Here is an 18,385-nt window from a genome sequence, read left to right as displayed (position 1 = left end):
CACCGGGAGATGGCACCGGGAGAAGTGTATGCTCACTGCCGGGGGGAGTGCCGCCTGCCAAAGACCGGGCTGGGGGATGGAAAGGAGCACGCGTTCATGAAACTCAGTTTTCAACTCACCCAAAAGCTCATGCTGATGATGTTCGTCATCCTGGTCATTTCGATGGCGGGTGTGACCATGATCAGCGTGTATCAGTCCGAGAAGTACTTGACCGAACTCGCCCAGAACGATCTCGCGCACATGACGGCCATGGCCAAGAACCTGTGCCAGGTCAGCGCAGAGCAGTCCAAATCCGCCGTGCAGGGCCTGTTGTCCTCCACGCGCAAGGTATTCGATGCGCGCGGCGGCAGCAGTGTCGTGCTGCAGGACGGCATCATGTATGCCGGCGGTATCGGGACCGGCTGGACGGTCAATGACAACACGGAATTCGTCGACTGGGTCAACCAGAACACCGGTGCTTACTGCACGATCTTTATGAAAGACGGTAACCGGGCCCGGCGGATCTCCACCAGCGTTGTCGACAATCAGGGCAAGCGTGCCGTGGGAACGTACCTGTCGCAGGAAGTCTACGACGCCGTCATACGTGATGGCAAGTCGTTCAACGGGCGCGCCTTTGTCGTGGATCGCTGGCTTGTCACCGCCTACGAGCCGATTCGCGACGTCTCCGGAAGCGTCGTCGGCTGTTACTTCGTCGGCGTCGAGGAGCGGTCCGCCACATTGCGTACCGCCCTGCTGAGAGAGAAAGTCGGCAAGACCGGGTACATCTACACGATGAACTCACAGGGCATCCTGCAGATTCACCCGGCAAAAGAAGGTTCCGACTTGACCACGCATGATTTCGCCAAGGAAATGGTGGCGAAGGCGCCCACCCTGGCCGCGGATGAAATCGGATGGGTGTACTACGACTGGATCAACAAGGAACTGGGTGAGACGGAAGCGCGCACCAAAATCGTTGCTTACGCGTACTTCCCCGAATGGGACTGGATTATAGGTGTTGGCAGCTATCTCGATGAATTCACCGCCCCGGCCAACTCCGTCCGGAACTCCATTCTCCTGCTGGGCATCATCTGTCTGGTCGTCTCGCTGATAGCGGGCTTTTTTATGGCCCGGTCGATTGCCGGTCCGATCAAGGAAGTAGCCCGCATCGCCGAATCTATGGCGCAGGGCGACCTCTCCCGCACCGTCCATATCAACTCCAAGGATGAGATTGGCGTGCTCGCGAGGTCGTTTAACGCCATGATCAACTATCTGCAGGGTGCGGCAGCCGCCGCGGAGAGAATCGCCGCCAACGATCTCACCGTCACCGTGGAACCCCGCTCGGATAAAGACACGTTCGGCCACGCTTTCAAGAAAATGCTGGCCAACTTCACCGATATGATCCGCCAACTGTCTCAGAATGCCCAGGAACTGGTCAGCGCGGCAACCGAGATCGCGTCGTCCTCCGAGGAAATGCCCCGTGGCGCCAAAGACCAGTCCGACCAGGTCGGACAGGTCTCCGCGGCGATTGAAGAGATGAACGCGGCCATAGCGGAGTCCGCCAAAAACGCCGGCTCCGTTTCAGAGGCCTCCAAGCGCGCCTCCGACAACGCCTCGCAGGGCGGGTGTATTGTCAGTGAGACAATCAACGGCATGCACAAGATTGCCGAAGTCGTGCGGCAGTCCGCCGGGTCTATCGGCCAGCTCGCTGAGGCTGCCGACAAGATCGGTGAAATCATCGATGTGATCGACGACATCGCCGACCAGACCAACCTGCTTGCGCTCAATGCGGCGATCGAAGCCGCGCGGGCCGGTGAGCAGGGAAGAGGATTCGCCGTCGTGGCCGACGAAGTCCGCAAACTCGCCGAGCGTACCGGCAAAGCAACGGGCCAGATCACTGAAATGATCAAAGGCATTCAGAACCAGACCGGCGACGCCGTGTCGTCGATGGAGTCCGGTATCAAGGAAGTGGAAACCGGTCGTCAACTGGCCGACCAGGCCGGCGCCAGCCTCAACGAGATCGTCACGATGACACAGGAAGTCATGGCGATGATTCAGCAGATCGCCACTGCCACCGAAGAGCAGTCGGCCTCCGCCGAGGGTGTCCTGAAAAACATCGACTACATTTCCTCGGTCACCAAAGAAACCGCTCGCGGTGCCGAACAGTCGGCCGCCGCAGCCGAAGAACTGAGTCGACAGGCCGACGGCCTCAATCGCATGGTGGAGAAATTCCGTATCAAGGCCTGATCGGTATACCCGAAAGTGCATTTACACGGCGGAGAACTTCTCCGCCGTTTTTTTTTTCGGCGCCTGTCCGCATACGAGTGAAGTTTAATCTCATATATCCGTTCATTGCGACTTTTTGCTTGTATCATCCGGGCGTCTCACCTATTCTATCCGGGCTCTCGGGAAGGATCCGCATAATTGACGGACGAACAGAACGTAACTCTTTAATCACCGAGGGCGACCGCATGGTCGCCTGTTTGAGACGCGCTTCACAGGCGCTCTGGAGGAATCACATGTCACGCTTTACGGGAACCGTAGTTGTGCGCGTTGCCATGTTTGCGGCGCTGATCTGCGCCCTGGCCGGTGCCGCATCGGCCGACATCTACATGGTGCAGGTGCATCATACGCCGGAATTGCAGATGATGGGACAGACCCAGCCTGCGCGGACCGATACCGGTTCGGTATGGGTCACCAGTGACAAAGTGGCGTCGCTGACCGGCGACAACACGTCGATTATCGTTCGCGCTGATCTTGGCAAGATGTACATGATCGATCACGGCGCCAAGAAGTACACGGAACTGCCGGTCAATTTCAATGACATGGTCGATTCCATAATGGCCGAGGCTGCGGAAGACTCCGACGACGCTCAGCTCGCTCAGGCTAAAGAGATGATGAAACAGATGATGGGCGAAGTCAAGATGACCGTTACCCCGACCGATTCAACGCAGAAAATTCGCGACTGGGACACCCGCAAGTATGTCGCCGAGATCACGATGTCCATGGGGACCACCGTCTCGGACATGTGGGTAACCAAAGACGTCGACATCAACTACGAGGCGCTGTGGTCCGCGACCAACGCCATGCTCGCCATCCTGCCGGGATTCGATGATATGATCGCAAAGATGAAGGCCATCGAGGGCATGCCGGTGAGAACCATCACGACCACCACCATGATGGGCCAGAAAATGACCAGCACCTTTGAGGTGATTGAGCTATCGACCAAGGACGCTCCCGCCGGCATTTACGAAGTTCCCGAGGGCTACACCAAGGAGAGCTTTGGAAAGTCGATGCCGGGTATGGGCGAGTAACCGCGCTCGATTTCTGACCGGACAACGTGACCGCTGACGGGCGGGCGCCGTGATGGCGCCCGCCCGCTTCTTTTTGCCGCTCCCGATCGATTGCCGCAGTTCCTTGACAAACCTGCCGATGCACCCTTGTTTTACGATAGTCGAATGTGGATCGCACAAGTCGCTCTGCTGCCAGAGAAAGTGAGGCTCGACATGAACATACAGGATCTGTGGTTGACGTTGAAGGACTGGTTGCTGACCGGCGGTGTGCGGGTAGTTGTTATTCTGCTGATGATGCTCGCCGCGATGTTCATCACGCGACTCGTCGTGCGGCGGATTTTTTCGGTGCTGGCGTCGAGACAGTCGACAGAGGAGGGCAAGAAACGCCTCGTCACGCTGAGATCCGTCGTTCGGTGGGCGACCAGCATTGTCATCATTACCGTGGCGATGATGATGGTACTTCCGGAACTTGGAATCCAGATCGGGCCGATCCTGGCCGCCGCCGGAATCGTCGGCCTCGCGGTGGGATTCGGCGCCCAGCAGCTGGTGCAGGACGTGATAAGCGGATTTTTCATCCTCATGGAAAACCAGATCCGGGTGGGGGATGTCGTGCAGGTTGCCGGCAAAAGCGGGCTGGTCGAACGCGTGACGCTTCGCATGACCGTGCTGCGCGATACGTCCGGCAGCGTCCACTACGTGCGTAACGGGCAGATCGACCTGGTCACCAACATGACCATGGACTACTCGTATTACCCGATTGACATCGGGGTCGCGTACCGGGAGAACACCGATGAGGTCGCCGCCGTCGCGAAAGGCGTTGCCGAAGAACTGCGAAACGACCCCGCATTCAAGGACGACATACTCGAGCCGCTCGAGGTTCTCGGCGTCGACAAGTTTGCCGATTCCGCGGTGATCATCAAGGCGCGCATCAAGACCGTGCCTATTAAACAGTGGCGAGTCGGCCGCGAATTCAATCGTCGTCTCAAACTCGCATTTGACGCGCGGGGTATCGAGATACCGTTCCCGCACGTGACCCTCTACATCGGTGCGGGGAAGAAGGGCGAATCAGCGCCGCTTCGAGTCGCCATGGACGGTGGAGGAACCGTACATGATTCCGGAAACTGATCCGACAGAGCCGGCCCGCGCGCTCAACAGCCAGACGCGCAAGAAGCGTCATCGTGCCGGGCGGCCGGCAGCGCGGCGCAAAGTCGGCATGGAGCCCGGCTCGCTCGTGTACGTGGGCGAGCCGCGCGAGGGTGAGGCATCGATCACCATCGTAGACGTAGACCAGGCCGATTTCTCCGTCCGGCAGGCGGTGCAGGCGTCCGATACATTCACGTGCCGGGACAGCGCACCCACCAGCTGGATTCGTGTGGTCGGCGTCCACGACACGCGAACAGTGGGGCAAATCGGCTCGCACTTCCAGATTCACGCGCTGACGATCGAGGATGCGCTCAACACGAACGTGCGGCCCCGGTTCGAAGACGTCGGCGAGTATTTGTCGGTCGTGGCCAAGACGCTCGCCTACGACAGTGAGTCGAAACTGCTGACGACCCGGCAGGTGACCGTGGTCTGGGGCCGATCGTGGGTGATTTCGTTCGAGGAAGGCCCCGATAGCATCTTCGCGCCCATTCAGGATCGGATAGAACGGCTCGGGCAACGTCAGCGGATGCATCAGAGCGACTACCTCGCCTATGCGCTGCTCGACCTGATTGTCGACCAGTACTATCTCGCGTTCGAGCAACTCGGCGACCAGATCGAGGACATCGAAGACAGCCTGGTGCAGGGCGCGGACCGCGACCGGCTGGCCGACATTCTCGACGTCAAGCGGGCGCTTGCCTTGATTCGTCGCGCGGTGTGGCCCATGCGGGAGACGATCGGGATGCTGGAACGCGCCGACTCGGCGCTTATCCGCGCGGAGACGAGGGTTTATCTTCGCGACCTCTACGAACATTCCCTTGTGTCGCTCGACACCGTAGAGTCGCTACGGGAGACGGTCTCGGGCATGCTCGACATCTACCTCACCAGTGTCAGCAACCGGATGAACGCCGTGATGAAGGTGCTGACGATTATCGCGACCATCTTCATCCCGCTGGGGTTTCTGGCGAGCGTGTACGGAATGAATTTCGACCGGGCTGTCAGTCCGTTCAACATGCCCGAGCTGGGATGGCGCTACGGTTACCCGTTGTTCTGGGTGCTGGTCGCACTCGTGGGTGGCGGGTCGCTGGTGTGGTTCTGGCGGAAGAAGTGGTTGTAGGCGAACGCCTGCGTCACCCGGCGCTTCGGCCGACATCGCGGATGACCGCCCGGCTTTCCTCCTGCCGCCGGGCTTCTTCGGCGAGCAGGCGTCGATGGTCGCGCCAGGTGACCGATACCATGGCGAGCGCGGCCAGCATCAGGGCGATTCCCATCAATTCGTGGATGAACAGCAGAATCGCGAGTCCCGCCACGAACAGCGTTGCGACACGAATCCAGCGGACGACCATGTCGGGCGTCTGATCGTCCACGCTTTTGGCGCGACGACGACTGAGGCGGTCCAGGTAAACAGCGAGCCCCAGCACGCACGCCCATGCCAGCAAGAAGATTCCCGGAACCGGGTTGAAGAACCATCGCAGCGCGAACGCGCCCATCACCAGAAACGTAATCGGGAGGTAGACCGGCGGGCGGACCGAACCCCAGTAAGAATCACCGGCCAGCGGATCGATAACGTGTTTGAAACGCTGGCGGGTCAGTTGCTGCTGACGGTCCAGTTCGCGGCGCACCGGACGAGTGGATCGCACAACGAGCGCGAGCACCAGCCCCGTCACGATCAGGATCGCCCAGACCCAAAGTTCTTCGCTGGAAATCTGCCGCATGAATGCCTCATATAACCGGTTGACGGCGATAACTAACCGCCGGGCCGCCGGGCGTCAACTAAAACACTTCCGGTGTGGCGGGCGGATGGCCGGGTGGCAAGTTGGAAGACGGTCCCACCCGATGCGGGGTGTCGAAATTAAAAAAGTCATCGTACAAGTGTGCCCGCGTGTCGATTACAGCGAAATAGGTTCGTTTTGTCATTTTTATGGGGACCCCATTTTTTACTTTTTCCCCGATCTTGATATCCGGCAGGGGAGTAACCCATGTTTGACCGGGTATTTGACAATCTGTCGCGATACACAAGTACCATCGTTTTTGCACCTCATGTGAGAGGAGTCTTTACTAAGGGGGTGCGGGCATTTTCTCCATCGATGTGATGGGGAAAGTGTGCGGGGCGCGCGGCGCACGGGGACGAACGGCACGCACGGTGGGAAGTCGGCGGGTTCGAAGACGGACCCGCCCTGCGGGGATTGTTTATACCTCAAGTCAATCCCACCCGGGACGGGTGGGCTACTCGGTGTAGCGTGTGCGGTCAGGCGGGGTCGCCTGACCGCACTGATATAGGCTTTTTCAACATGCCCGGGACGCCAGCCCGCCGAGGCCGACCGGTGCGCCCGTGGCGTGCGGGGGTCGGCCGATCTCTGGCGGGTTCGAGGACGGACCCGCCCTACGGGGACTTTTTACACCTCAAGTCAATCCCACCCGGGACGGGTGGGCTACTCGGTGTAGCGTGTGCGGTCAGGCGGGGTCGCCTGACCGCACTTATATAGGCTTTTTCAACATGCTCGGGACGCCAGCCCGCCGAGGCCGACCGGTGCGCCCGTGGCGTGCGGGGGTCGGCCGATCTCTGGCGGGTTCGAAGACGGACCCGCCCTGCGTGAGCTACCCGATAATGCGCGAGAAATCCTCGTACGGAATAACCGGCCAGGTCTCGGTCTCCAGAATGCCGGAGTTGTTGATGTCCGAGGCGAGCTTAAACGCCAGACTTTGATCGGGGGCGTCAAACACCGCCAGATAGTCATAGCGGCCCAGCGTGGCGAACAGGTTCGTCACCTTTACGTGATTCCGTTTGAAAACGTCAAGAGTCTCAGAGACGGTGAAAGACAGGTTGGGGTGCGCTTTCTTGGCGTTCGGATTGATCGTCATGGCCATGATAAAGGTTGCCATACATCCCTCCTGTGGCGCGTCGATGTGTGTGTCACACATACGATAGCAGGGAGATCGGCGTTTGGCAAGGGAAAGTGGGGCGAGGAGATGGTCGGGGGATTGCCTTAAAAAAATACGCCCAGGAGGATTTGAACCCCCAACCTTCTGATCCGTAGTCAGACGCTCTATCCAATTGAGCTATGGGCGCATTTATGCTTTTTTCGAGGCACTAATAATACGGAACCACGGTCTGATTTGTCAACCATCTTTTCGGCCGGTCGGTGTCAGTGGGGTCGCTGGGTCAGGTAGATGATCGCGGCCGCGATGATAATAAACGCCGCGAATATCCCGATCAAGAGCAGCGGGTTGGCCTTGTTGTCGGCCGCCAGCGCTACGGTCTCAGTATCGTCAGAGGCTTTTTTTTTAGCCTCGGCCAGTTTCTGCAACCACTCGTCCTCGTGCGACAAGAGGTTCGCCGACTCGCCCGGCAGGGTGATTTTCTCGAGATCCGGCAGCGGAGAGTCCTCGGCGTGGGCGACCCGGATCGTGATAACGGTGACGTTGTCCATCCCGCCGCGATCGTTCGCCATCTGGATCAGATCACCGGTGATCCGGTTGATGTCGTCGTTGGCGGCATGGGCGACCTGGAAGATTTCATCGTCGTCGGCATATCCGCACAGGCCGTCGGAACACAGGATAAACGTGTCGCCGGGGCGAACTTTGACGATCGAGAGATCGACTTCGACGAGTTCTTTGACGCCGAGCGCGCGGGTGATGATGTTTTTGCCGACCAGGTTATCGGCTTCCTCTTTCGAGAGATTCTGGGTGTGCTGGATTTCGGCCACCCAGGAGTGATCTTCGGTCAGCGGCTGGAGGCGGTCGGGCAGCAGCTTATAGGCGCGGCTGTCGCCGACGTGCGCGACCGACATGATATCGGCTTCGAAGGCGGTCGCGACGACGGTGGTGCCCATCCCCGCCTTGCCGGTATCGGCGCGCGCGGCGTTGTGAATCGCCCGGTTGGCGAGCCGTATGGCTTTGACGAGCAGTTCGGCCTGAGCCGGCAGGGTGCGGCCGAGTGCGAGTCCGGGGTCGCTGAGCATCTCCCGCGCGAAGGCGTTAAACGCGGCCTCGATCGTCTCGACGGCGAGCCGCGAGGCGACCTCGCCGGCCTGATGGCCGCCCATGCCGTCGCATACTGCGTAGACGTTGTTGCGTTTGTCTATCGAAAGTGAATCTTCATTGCCCTGGCGAACGAGACCACGATCGGATTTTCCTGCAACCTGAAGGCTCAGCGGCACGTGGAATTCCTTATCGTTCTTCATGATTGATCTGCGTCCCCCGATTATATCGATCGACGCAGACCGGTGCAAGTTTAATATTGGACAAACCGGATACAGCATACCGGACAGGGAAAAGCCCCGGTCGAAAACCGGGGCTTCTCCTGGTCTATATGAGAGGGGAAGAGGGACTTATTTGAGCAGGAGCATCTTCCGACTCAGCGACGCATCGCCGGTCACCAGCCGGTAGAAATACACACCACTGGACAGCCGCGAAGCATCGTACTCCACCTCGTGGTCGCCGGCCGACATCGTTCCCAGCTCCCGATGGTCAACCGCCTGTCCGAGGACGTTGTAGATTTCGAGCCGGACAGGAGATTTCGACGGCAGCGCAAACGCGATCGTCGTCGTCGGGTTGAACGGGTTCGGGTAGTTCTGGTAGAGCGTGAAGCCGTTCGGCAGGGTCGACTGATGATCGTCGTCCACGTCGGTCACCGACAGGATCAGGTTCACCGAGCCGATGACTCGCTGGGTGGTATCGATCTTCGAGAAGACTTCGAACGAGATCACCCCAACCGTGTCGTCGGGCACATCGGCCCAGTCCATATCGACATCGAAATAGACATAGGTGGTTTCACCGACGCCGTTATAGAAGTTGGAGTCCGGGATGAGTACGTCCCACAGGGACTGGTCGGCCGAGGCGGTCACGCCGTAGAAGTCGAGGCCGTCGCCGTCATTGCGGATGCCGACCTGGAAGCGGACCGTGTCTTCCCAGCGTCCGGCCGCGTCGAGCGGCATATCGACCGCGGTGAGGCTGATAATCGCGGAGGCCACGTTCAGGTCGACCTCGTCATTCGCCTGGTTCGTCCAGGTGGGGTCGCCGGTTACGACCGCCTGGCGGCCGTTCACCATGAACGTGATGGAATCGCCGGCTTCCGCGCCTTCATCCTCGAGCGGCGTGTTGGAATCGTCGCCGTACACCGGCATAAACCCGTAGCTTCCGGCCGTATGCACGATAAATCTTCCGCACAGTACCCCGTCGGGGTCGAACGCGTCGATTATCGAACCAACCGGAACCGGGTTGCCGTTGTAGGTCGTGTTGCCGCTGTAGAAGTTGTTGAAGAACGGCGTCGTGATTATCTGTGCCTGAACGGCCGACCCTGTCGCCAGGAGCACTCCGACCAGGAACGTTTTGAATAGCAGTTGTTTCACCGTATCACCACCAGGATAGTCCGGCCGGGGAGACTGCTCCCCGGCCGGATTCTCTCGTTTTATTTCAGAAGCATCATCTTCTTGGTATCAGTAAAGGTATCGGTCGTCAGGCGGTAGAAGTACACCCCCGACGAAACCGTTTCGCCGCTCTCGGCGCGACCATCCCAGACCACCTCGGTGGTACCGGCCGCCGCCATGCCGTCATAGACCGTGGCGACCTTGTGACCGAGGATATTGAAGACGTCGATCCGAGCCTGGCCGGCGGACGGCATCGTGAAGCTGATCACCGTCGACGGGTTGAACGGGTTCGGATAGTTCTGGGCCAGCGAGTAGGTTTCCGGAACGGTGTTGTTGCCCGCCGACTGCGAGGTCAGCGCGCCCACCTCGATCCGCTCGCCGTTGCCGGTCCAGACAAACGTCTCGTTGGTCCGGGCGCCGTCGATCTCAAGATAGAACGACTGTCCGGCTTCGACGCCGATTTCGGCGTCCGAGGTCTTGCCGTAGACGGGCATGAAGCCGAAGGTGCCGGGCTGGACGACGTCAAAGGAACCGACCAGCTTGCCGTCGGCGGTAAAGGCCTCGATTCGCGAACCGGGAGTAACCGAGGCGCCGTCGAGCGTCACGTTCGACGAGTACAGGTTGACCCATTCGGTGGTCGGGCTGACGCGGCCGGCGAGAGCGGTCGGCAGCGACGCACGGCCGCCGTAGCTTTCGTACGGCAGGATGTACGATGATGTAAATGCGACCGGCGAAGCGCCCGGGTACACCAGCGTACCGTTACCGGAGACCTTCACCCAGTAGCCGTTGCAGGCGGCCATTTCGGTCAGGGTGTTGAACTGGGGCATGGTCGGCGAATAGGTCAGAATACCGCCGTCGTAGCCATACGCCCAGAGCAGGATGCCGTCGAGCGATATGAGCGCATCGGCCGGGGCCATCGTCATCTCAGGCAGGTAGCTGACGAGGTTCCATCCGGTGGTGACCGGGATCGGCGTGCTTACCGGAACCGCCGTGCCTTCGATAGCGAGGGTGAAGCCCATGCCGTCTTTGACGCGGATCCAGTAGCCGCTCAGGTGATCGACATCCCACAGGGTCGAGAACTGTGTGAGGTCCGGATCGTAGGTTAGACCGCCGCGCTCGAAGCCGAGGATGACGTCGATATTGTCCATATACGGACCGAGGACGGTTTCGAGGTCGTCGGACTCAGTATCGATGCGCCAGCTGACGAGGTTCCAGCCCTCCTGCAGCGTGCATTCCTGCGTGATGACATCGCCAACCGCAAGACAGACCTGTACCTCGGCGTACTCCGCCGGATAGATCACGTCGCCGTCGGCAATCGCGGGCATACCGTTGACGAAGAAGCTGATCATATCGCCGGTCAGGGCGCCGTCGTCGCCAAACTGATCGTTGGCACGGTACACCGTCATGAAGGAGTACGAGCCGGCTTCGATGACGATCTGACGGCCGACCAGCAGGCCACGATCGGAGACCCACGCCTCAACCACGGAGCCGATCGGCAGCGGCTGACCGCGATAGGTATTGGTACCGCAGTAGTAATCGACCCACTGCGATGTCGGGGTGAGCTCCGGCAGCGGCGTGAGGACAAGCATGATGCCCTTGTCGCCGAAGTTCAGGTTCTCGGCCAGAGCCGGGTAGTACCCGTCGGCAAACGCATAGAGGGCGAACGGGACGGTCGTGAAGTTGCCGAATCCGAACGATCCAAGTTCGGAGGAGAACCTCTGGTCAAGCGGTGCGCCGAACGGGAAGCTTCCCCAGAGCTGAACCGTGGCGCCTTCGATCGCGGTACCGGCGGTATCAACCACGAAACCGCAGACGTAGTTGGATACGGTGTCGACGACGATGCCGCCACCGACATATTCGGTCTGTTCGATTTCAGCGCCGAGGCCGCAGTCGCGCACGAACATCGGATTTTCAGCGCCGGCCGACGTGTCGAGCACGAATCCGTAGAATCCGCCCGGAGCCTCGCACTTGACGGTGACAAAAAGGTTCACCCAGTTGCCGGATCCGATATCAATGAGTCCGCCGTCGGCTTCAGTCATCAGGCTGAGCGTTCCGGCGTTGTTGTCGACATTGAACGTGTTGATTTCGTCCGCTACCCGCGACGCATCCAGAGACACCGAGTCGATATACAGGGCAGTCGGATTAAACACGAGCTGCGTGTGGAGCATCGACACCGGGCAGCTGTTGACGAAGTTGACCGGGACGGTGACGCGCATGCCCGGGACGGCCGGGACCGTCACCACCCGCACGGTATCGTCGCTGGGGACTATGACTTCGTTGATAGTGACAAGAACCGCGAAGTCTCTCGAGGCCGGCTCACACACGTTTTCATCGGTAGACGATACCACGTAGGGGAACGCATAGATGCCGACCGACAAGCTCATGGTGTTTACGTAGATGAAGATCGAGTCACCGGCGCTTCCCGATACGGTCGAGCCCGAATCGCTCGTCGTCGCGTTAAAGAACGAGACCACGGAGTCGTTGGTCGGGCCGGATATGGAGAAGTCAAAGTCGCTGCCGGGGATGGAGCCGAAGACATACAGCAGAGCACTTTCCGGCGTGGCAGGTCCGCCCTGCGGAGCTACAAAGGCGAAGACGGAATCCTGAAGCAGCAGTTCCGTGCAGGGCTCTTCGTACGGCGGGAATTCGATTACGGTACCGTTCGGCAGGGCCGCAAACAGGCCGAAGGGTGCGCCGTTCTGGTCGTCAGCCGGCGTCAGGAATCCGGACGCAAAGACGACCGCCGCGCTGCCACCAAGCGAAGAAAGATCGGCCGTAAAGGAGGCAAGAATGGACGTGCTGTCCGCGACGTCGAGAATGTAGGAGGCCGTCGGGACCGACTGGTAGAAGACAAACTCACCGTAGGTGATGTCGTCAAGCAGGGTGGCGACGCCGCGCGCGGTGATGTCCACGGTCGGGGCGTCAGTCGCGCCGTGCAGACTCGCGAATTCGACGGTCGAGTCATTGGCGGCAACCTGACGGGCGTTCGCAATGGAGTACATCGTGAACGTAATATTCACTCCGTCGGGATTGGCCTGGAATCCGGCCGGCTCCAGAACGCCGTTTGCGACAAACACGTATGTCTGATTCTCCGCCAGCGTGACGTCGAAAATGGCAAGGGGAGTCGGGTCGTCGAACGCCGAGACCTCGATCAACAACTGCTCTTCGGCCGGGAGGCTGACGAACGGTGTCGCGGTCCGGAAGGTGAAGTTGTCGAGGAGCAGTGAATCGTTCACCCAGACGTCTACCGTCTCGAGCGCCGGGCCGGCGGCGTTGTGGATAATCTGCACCAGCGCCGTTGTCGGCGGCGGAGGCAGGATTGTCGTCACGACATATATGTACGCATCGGCGGTCTGTTCGATGTCTTTCTCCTGGGGCTCGGGGACGGCTTCCGCCACCAGGATCGAGTCGATGTATGTCCCTTCAACCAGCGTGCTGATGTCGACCGAAACCGAGGTTACGCCCGGCGTCGTCAGATTCAACGGATCGACCGTGATGTACGGCGCAGCCGTGCTGAGCAACGTCGCTATCGCGAGATCCCCGGTAACGGCGATCGACACGTCCTGAGCATCGGGACTGTCGCCGCCTTCTTCGCCGGTGAAATACAGGGTGTCGGGACTGAGGATGTATTCGGGAGCAGCCGAGATTGTCGTCACGACATACACGTACGCGTCGGCAATCTGCTCGGCGTCCTTGTTGGCCACAGCGATTTCCGAAACCAGGATCGAGTCGAAGTAGTCACCCTCGGCCAGCGCACTGATGTCCACGGTGACTGAGGAGAGTGCAGGAGTAGTAAGGTCGGCTGGGTCGACCGCGATATACGCGGCCAGCGGCGAAAGGGTCACATCGACCGCGAGATCTCCTTCGACCGCCACCAGAACATCCTGACCGGCCGGGTTATCGCCGCCCACGACTCCGCTGAAATACAGGGTGTCGGGTGACAGGACGAACTGCGGCGCCGCCGTTACGGTCAGGGTCACCGGAACCAGGATGGAATCCTCCGTATCAGGCGACCGTACCACAATCACATCGTCGTACACGTCGGCAGGCAAACCGATAATATCGACTCCGACCTGTATCGATGACGGAGTGGTTCCGTCGGTTGCGCTCAGCGTGAGCCAGTCGTTGGTCTTGGAGACGGTAAACGGAACGGCACGCGCGGTGGCCTCTTCAATCGCCAGCGTCTGCGTTCCGGGGTTGTCACCGCCTTCAACGGCCGTGAAGCTGAACGACAGCGGCTCGACCACGAGAACCGCGGGAGGCAGCGCGTTGACGGTAATCTGCACGGTGTCGGCATCGTTCAACTCACCGTCAGACGCCTCGAAAATCGCGGTGTACACGCCGGCATCACCAATCTCGGTGACCCAGGAGAAAGACCCCGTGCCGTCGCCGTTGTCATCAAATGTGGCCCCGGCCGGCAGCTGCAAGGCGGCCAGCGACGGCGTGGTGCCGTCGGGATCAGTCGCCGTGACCGTGAGCGCCAGCGTCTCACCTTCGGTGACGGCCGTGTCCGGCAGATTGCCGATTACCGGCGCCTGATTGGTGGGCGCGCTGGGATCGACGATCGTGTAACAGTGTGGTCCCGAGAAAGTCGGGAAAATATCGTTGGCCGGTACTAAGCCGTCGCTCCACTTCCAGTTGTTGGTCGGAGGAAAGCTCGGAACCGAATCGAGGCAGAAAACGGAATTGTGGATGGTTGGATCATTAGGAATATCGACGGAGATGAAGAAAACCTGGCCGGAGAATCCGCCGGCCGGAATCTGCAGTCCGGTGCCAAATGACACCCCGGAAAACGAAATTGTATCAGGCGTAATCCCATCGGGGCGATATACGGTGTCGGCGAAGATGACGTACGTTCCGGCATTGATATAGGTGGGATTCATCGACGCCACAATGTTGCCCCACCGGGCTCCTCCGCCCGGCGAATAAACATGAAAGCCGTTGGTAAACCCGGCGATGCGCCCGCCGCCGATCGCCCCATCGACGTTCCAGCGAAGCGGGAACTGCACCGTCGTGCCGATATCGATCGTGCCCTCATTGGACACGCCGGTCGGATCATCCAGCGTAATCGAATATTCCTGCGCCTGCGCAAGCGACGCCAGGAGGGTTACCATAGCTACAAGAATAAGCAGTTTTCGCATACTCTTCTCCTCGTACTAACCTCTCGGACTATAATCGTTTATTGACAGATACATTGTACTTTCAGGCATTCGGGGCCGCTTGTTCCCTGCCAAAACCGGCGATTGCGCTACCCCACAAAGCAGCGAGACCTGCCACACATCATCGGGATCGTGCCCGGCCATTTGTTTATTGTCAAGCCAGTATGTCAGACCAAGAAACAGGAAAAACGAAACGATGCAGTAAAGTACGCAGGGTAGTGTATCCCCACATAGACCGCCTCAAATATACCAAAAACCGCCCGTCTGTCAAGGGATTAAGGCGAATACTCAGTGTCCGAAATTTGAACTGACGTTTCTGTTCGCAGACTCTGCGCGACGCGCTCGGAGCCAGAAGAATGTGGCCACAAGAACTGCGCCGCCGATGTCCGTAACCAGATCGCGCACATCCATCACCCGCCCGGGAACGAAACTCTGCAGGTACTCGTCGGCCATCGCGAACACCGATACGAACAGGACGGTCAAGAGATACGCCAGGTTCAAGGGAATTCGTTTCCCGATGCTGGAGAACGAGCGGAAGGTGATCCAGGCAAAAAGCGAGTACTCTATAAAGTGCACCAATTTGTCGAGGGCGAGAAACCTGACTTCAGGGGTTTTCAGGTTCGGTATAGATGATGCTGCGATAATAAGGCCCGCATAGAGGATCACCGGAAGGTGATACCAGAGAAAGTGGCGGGTACGGGAAGGCCGACGAGTGGATTCAGTCATGACGGTCTTTTTAGCGGAGTCCGGGGGAGGAGTCAACAACAATCCCGTTTTTCGATTGCTGTCGCCCGCAACACGGCGGAAGAGGGCACGGTCCGGCGCGATGACCGTTTGTCTGACGGAATTCCGGCAGAGGAGCCGGCCAAAGGCGGTAACTTGCTGACAGCGCTTCTGTTATAAAGTCGTGTCCGGTTCCGGCCCCCAAAAAGCCCTTGCCAGAGTTGACTGAAGATTCTATCATGCAAGGCTATAATGACAGGCTGGTGCTGGTGGACGCGCCGGGGCGCAGTTGCCCGCGATGTATATGCGATTATTCCACCAACAGAAACCTGACCACCGGCATTACCCGGGAACCTCTAAGCAGGAAAAGGGACACGTAAAGTGTTGAACGCCTGCCGGACGGCGCCGCAGATCGGCCCCTTCCCGGCAGCGACCCAGAATCATCATGAACGATCAATCATCAAATCATCTATCGTACTGGATCATGGTCGGCACTATCCTCGGCGCACTTTGCGGGTGGTTTTTGCCGGGGGTTATGCTGTCGATTGACTTCATCGGCGCTCTATTTCTCAACGCCCTGAAGATTATTGTCTTTCCGCTCGTAGCGACCACTCTCATTCTCGGAATCACTACACTGGGGGACTATACCAAACTCGGCCGAACGACACTGAAGACCTTGGGTTTTATCGCCGCGACATCGGGCATAGCCGCCGCAATCGGTCTGATTCTCGCGCTGGTGCTGGGACCGGGTCGCGGCATCACGTCCGGTTCATCCCCGCTTCCCATTGAAGTAATGCCGCCGCAGTTGCGTTCGTTCGGCGACTTTTTGACCTCGTTGATTCCCTCCAACCTGATTGAGGCGGTCGATGGCGGCAATTACATCGGACTGGTGGTCGTGAGCATCGTAACCGGCATCGTCCTGACGACCCGGCAAGTCCGTGGTCGTACGGTGCTGTCCGTCGTGAAGGATCTGCAGGACATCTTAATGAGACTACTGTCGTGGCTTTTGGCGGTTGCGCCGCTCGGTATCGCCGTTCTCGTGGGAGCGGCGGTCGCGGCCAATCGTGCGAGCCTCTCGGAGTTTATGTCCGGCGCCGCCATGTTGATCCTGGTGGTGGTGATCGGCCTGCTTGTCCAGGGCGTTCTATTGCTGCCGACGATCCTTCGTCTGTACGGGCAGCGTTCACCGGTTGAGTACCTGGGCAACATGCTCCCGGCGTTCTGGACCGCCTTCGGGACCGCGTCGTCGTCGGCGACCTTTCCCGTGACATACGAGGCGGTGGTGGAGCGGAACCGGGTCGACGAGCGGGCAGGGTCATATGTCCTGCCGCTCAGCATGACTCTGAACATGAACGGATCGGCGTTGTATATTGCCGCCGCTGCTGTCTTTGTCGCTCAGGCGGCGAGCATAAGTCTGTCGGTTGTACAGATTCTGCAGTTGTTTCTCGGTTCGCTGATCGTATCCCTGGCGCTCGGCGGCGTGCCGAATGCGTCACTCTGGGGTGTGGTTGCCGTAGCGTCCATTGCCGGTTTCCCCCGCGAGGCGATGGCGGCTTTTTCGATACTGCTCGTGGTCGACTGGGTGCTTGATCGTCTGCGCACGGTGGTGAACGTTGCCGGCGACGGTGTCGCGGCCGCAGTGATCGCCGAGACTTTTGAGTTTAAGACGGTAGGTCAGCGCGGGGCCCGTATGGCCGGCGCACGCACCCGCCCGGTGCGTCGCGACGACCGATCCGACCGCGGTTCTGCGGATTCCCGACCCGACCGCCGCCCCGGCCGCGACCGCGACCGTCGCCCTGTCGGCGAGCGGGGCCGGCGTCCGGATCGACCGCCGTCCGACTCAACTCGTCGGGATGCGCCCGACACTGACCGTCGCGAGCCCGAACGGGCTGTGTCGCCACCGGATCGCGAAGATCGTCGCATGCGCACGCGTCCGGATCGGTCCGGCGATGAGTCCGGCCGCGATCGGCGTCGCAGCCGCCCAGAAACCGGCGACCGACGTTCGGACCGGGGTCCTCGCGATGACTCGCGCCGTGGGCAATCCGGGGGAGGGGACCGCGAACGTTCCGACAGGCCGCGCGGCGGTGACAGCCGGCATGGATATTCCAGAGGCGACCGCAGACCGTCGGCCGGCGAACGATCGCAGCAGACCGAGGAAGTCGCAGCCCCGGACTCGCCGGTCGAGACCGCGCCCGTTGCGTCGTTCGTTACACCGACACCCGTTGCGCCGACACCCGTCGCGCCGATACCGACAATTGAACCAGCGGCTGAGACGAGTACTGAGTCTTCGAGCCCATCCGAAAGTCCGCGCGTGTTCAGACGCGTATTGAAACCAACCAGCCAGGCCACTGCCGCCGAGCGGCCGGACGACAGTTCTGATGATAGTGGCCAAAAGACAACTGAAGACCGTGCGGCTGAGGAGTATTCACCGGCCGTAACTCCCGAAGTGCCGACGTCCTTGCCGGATGTTGTCGCTGAGCGCGATACGGACGTCCGCAGCGATGACGGCGCGGAGAGCGAGGCAGCCGAGAGGCCGTTGTCGTTCGGCCGCAAGGTCAGCCGCAAAGGCAGACAATCTTCGTCGCCGAAGGCCCCGGATCAGGAAGTCGGTCCGGTGGGCGGTTCCAATGAGGGAGAACCAACGGAGCCGGTGGAGGCGGAAGACTCTTACTCGAGTGAGAATATCGCGTTCGGACGCAGCAAACGAAAGAAGACGCGGTAGATC

General features: G+C 60.0%; 11 protein-coding genes and 1 tRNA gene. 5 read left to right on the top strand and 7 right to left on the bottom strand.

The genetic code is table 11. From position 1 onward, the window contains the following. Positions 1–96 precede the first annotated feature (96 nt). The 4 genes from RBT76_00715 to corA all read left to right on the top strand — a co-directional run bounded on the left by RBT76_00715 (position 97) and on the right by corA (position 5,526). Positions 97–2,223, top strand: coding sequence for a methyl-accepting chemotaxis protein (locus RBT76_00715; protein MDX9856293.1), 2,127 nt, complete (start codon positions 97–99; stop codon positions 2,221–2,223). A 272-nt stretch (positions 2,224–2,495) separates the two neighbouring features. Next, positions 2,496–3,290, top strand: coding sequence for a DUF4412 domain-containing protein (locus tag RBT76_00710; protein MDX9856292.1), 795 nt, complete (start codon positions 2,496–2,498; stop codon positions 3,288–3,290). A gap of 144 nt (positions 3,291–3,434) precedes the next feature. Then, complete coding sequence (locus RBT76_00705) at positions 3,435–4,394, top strand: mechanosensitive ion channel family protein (GenBank protein ID MDX9856291.1); 960 nt, start codon at positions 3,435–3,437, stop codon at positions 4,392–4,394. Next, positions 4,378–5,526, top strand: coding sequence for a magnesium/cobalt transporter CorA (corA, locus tag RBT76_00700; protein ID MDX9856290.1), 1,149 nt, complete (start codon positions 4,378–4,380; stop codon positions 5,524–5,526). Before RBT76_00705 ends, corA begins: the two co-directional genes overlap by 17 nt. Before the next feature lie 13 nt (positions 5,527–5,539). Here the strand turns inward: corA and RBT76_00695 are convergent, their stop codons facing one another. The 7 genes from RBT76_00695 to RBT76_00665 form a co-directional block, all read right to left on the bottom strand. Next, positions 5,540–6,124: a hypothetical protein gene (locus RBT76_00695; GenBank protein ID MDX9856289.1), complete on the bottom strand. Its 585-nt coding sequence runs from the start codon at positions 6,122–6,124 to the stop codon at positions 5,540–5,542. A gap of 883 nt (positions 6,125–7,007) precedes the next feature. After that, positions 7,008–7,292, bottom strand: coding sequence for a GYD domain-containing protein (locus RBT76_00690; GenBank protein MDX9856288.1), 285 nt, complete (start codon positions 7,290–7,292; stop codon positions 7,008–7,010). A 113-nt stretch (positions 7,293–7,405) separates the two neighbouring features. Beyond that, positions 7,406–7,479: transfer RNA gene (locus RBT76_00685), tRNA-Arg, on the bottom strand. Between the two features lie 76 nt (positions 7,480–7,555). Then, positions 7,556–8,593, bottom strand: a complete 1,038-nt coding sequence (locus RBT76_00680; GenBank protein MDX9856287.1) for a Stp1/IreP family PP2C-type Ser/Thr phosphatase — start codon at positions 8,591–8,593, stop codon at positions 7,556–7,558. A 147-nt stretch (positions 8,594–8,740) separates the two neighbouring features. Continuing rightward, the gene (locus RBT76_00675) at positions 8,741–9,760 is read right to left on the bottom strand and encodes a T9SS type A sorting domain-containing protein (protein ID MDX9856286.1); all 1,020 of its coding nucleotides are present in this window, start codon (positions 9,758–9,760) and stop codon (positions 8,741–8,743) included. 59 nt (positions 9,761–9,819) lie between these two features. Beyond that, positions 9,820–14,919, bottom strand: coding sequence for a T9SS type A sorting domain-containing protein (locus tag RBT76_00670; GenBank protein ID MDX9856285.1), 5,100 nt, complete (start codon positions 14,917–14,919; stop codon positions 9,820–9,822). Positions 14,920–15,225: 306 nt separating this feature from the next. Then, entirely contained in the window at positions 15,226–15,663 is a 438-nt protein-coding gene (locus RBT76_00665) for a VanZ family protein (protein ID MDX9856284.1), read from the bottom strand. A 442-nt stretch (positions 15,664–16,105) separates the two neighbouring features. Between RBT76_00665 and RBT76_00660 the strand changes: the two genes are divergently transcribed. Beyond that, a complete protein-coding gene (locus RBT76_00660; protein ID MDX9856283.1) occupies positions 16,106–18,382 on the top strand; it encodes a cation:dicarboxylase symporter family transporter in 2,277 nt (758 codons plus the stop codon). Positions 18,383–18,385: the final 3 nt, after the last annotated feature.

Source organism: Candidatus Zixiibacteriota bacterium, assembly GCA_034003725.1.
Taxonomy (GTDB): Bacteria; Zixibacteria; MSB-5A5; order GN15; family FEB-12; genus WJMS01.
The sequence above is the reverse complement of the archived record's forward strand: the minus strand, read 5'-3'. Positions and strand labels throughout refer to the sequence as shown.

Coding starts and splice junctions, on each gene's coding strand:
- RBT76_00665 (MDX9856284.1), bottom strand. CDS start 15,663: ATGACTGAATCCACTCGTCGGCCTTCCCGTACCCGCCACTTTCTCTGG.
- RBT76_00680 (MDX9856287.1), bottom strand. CDS start 8,593: ATGAAGAACGATAAGGAATTCCACGTGCCGCTGAGCCTTCAGGTTGCA.
- RBT76_00715 (MDX9856293.1), top strand. CDS start 97: ATGAAACTCAGTTTTCAACTCACCCAAAAGCTCATGCTGATGATGTTC.
- RBT76_00660 (MDX9856283.1), top strand. CDS start 16,106: ATGAACGATCAATCATCAAATCATCTATCGTACTGGATCATGGTCGGC.
- RBT76_00705 (MDX9856291.1), top strand. CDS start 3,435: ATGTGGATCGCACAAGTCGCTCTGCTGCCAGAGAAAGTGAGGCTCGAC.
- RBT76_00690 (MDX9856288.1), bottom strand. CDS start 7,292: ATGGCAACCTTTATCATGGCCATGACGATCAATCCGAACGCCAAGAAA.
- RBT76_00670 (MDX9856285.1), bottom strand. CDS start 14,919: ATGCGAAAACTGCTTATTCTTGTAGCTATGGTAACCCTCCTGGCGTCG.
- RBT76_00695 (MDX9856289.1), bottom strand. CDS start 6,124: ATGCGGCAGATTTCCAGCGAAGAACTTTGGGTCTGGGCGATCCTGATC.
- RBT76_00710 (MDX9856292.1), top strand. CDS start 2,496: ATGTCACGCTTTACGGGAACCGTAGTTGTGCGCGTTGCCATGTTTGCG.
- corA (MDX9856290.1), top strand. CDS start 4,378: ATGATTCCGGAAACTGATCCGACAGAGCCGGCCCGCGCGCTCAACAGC.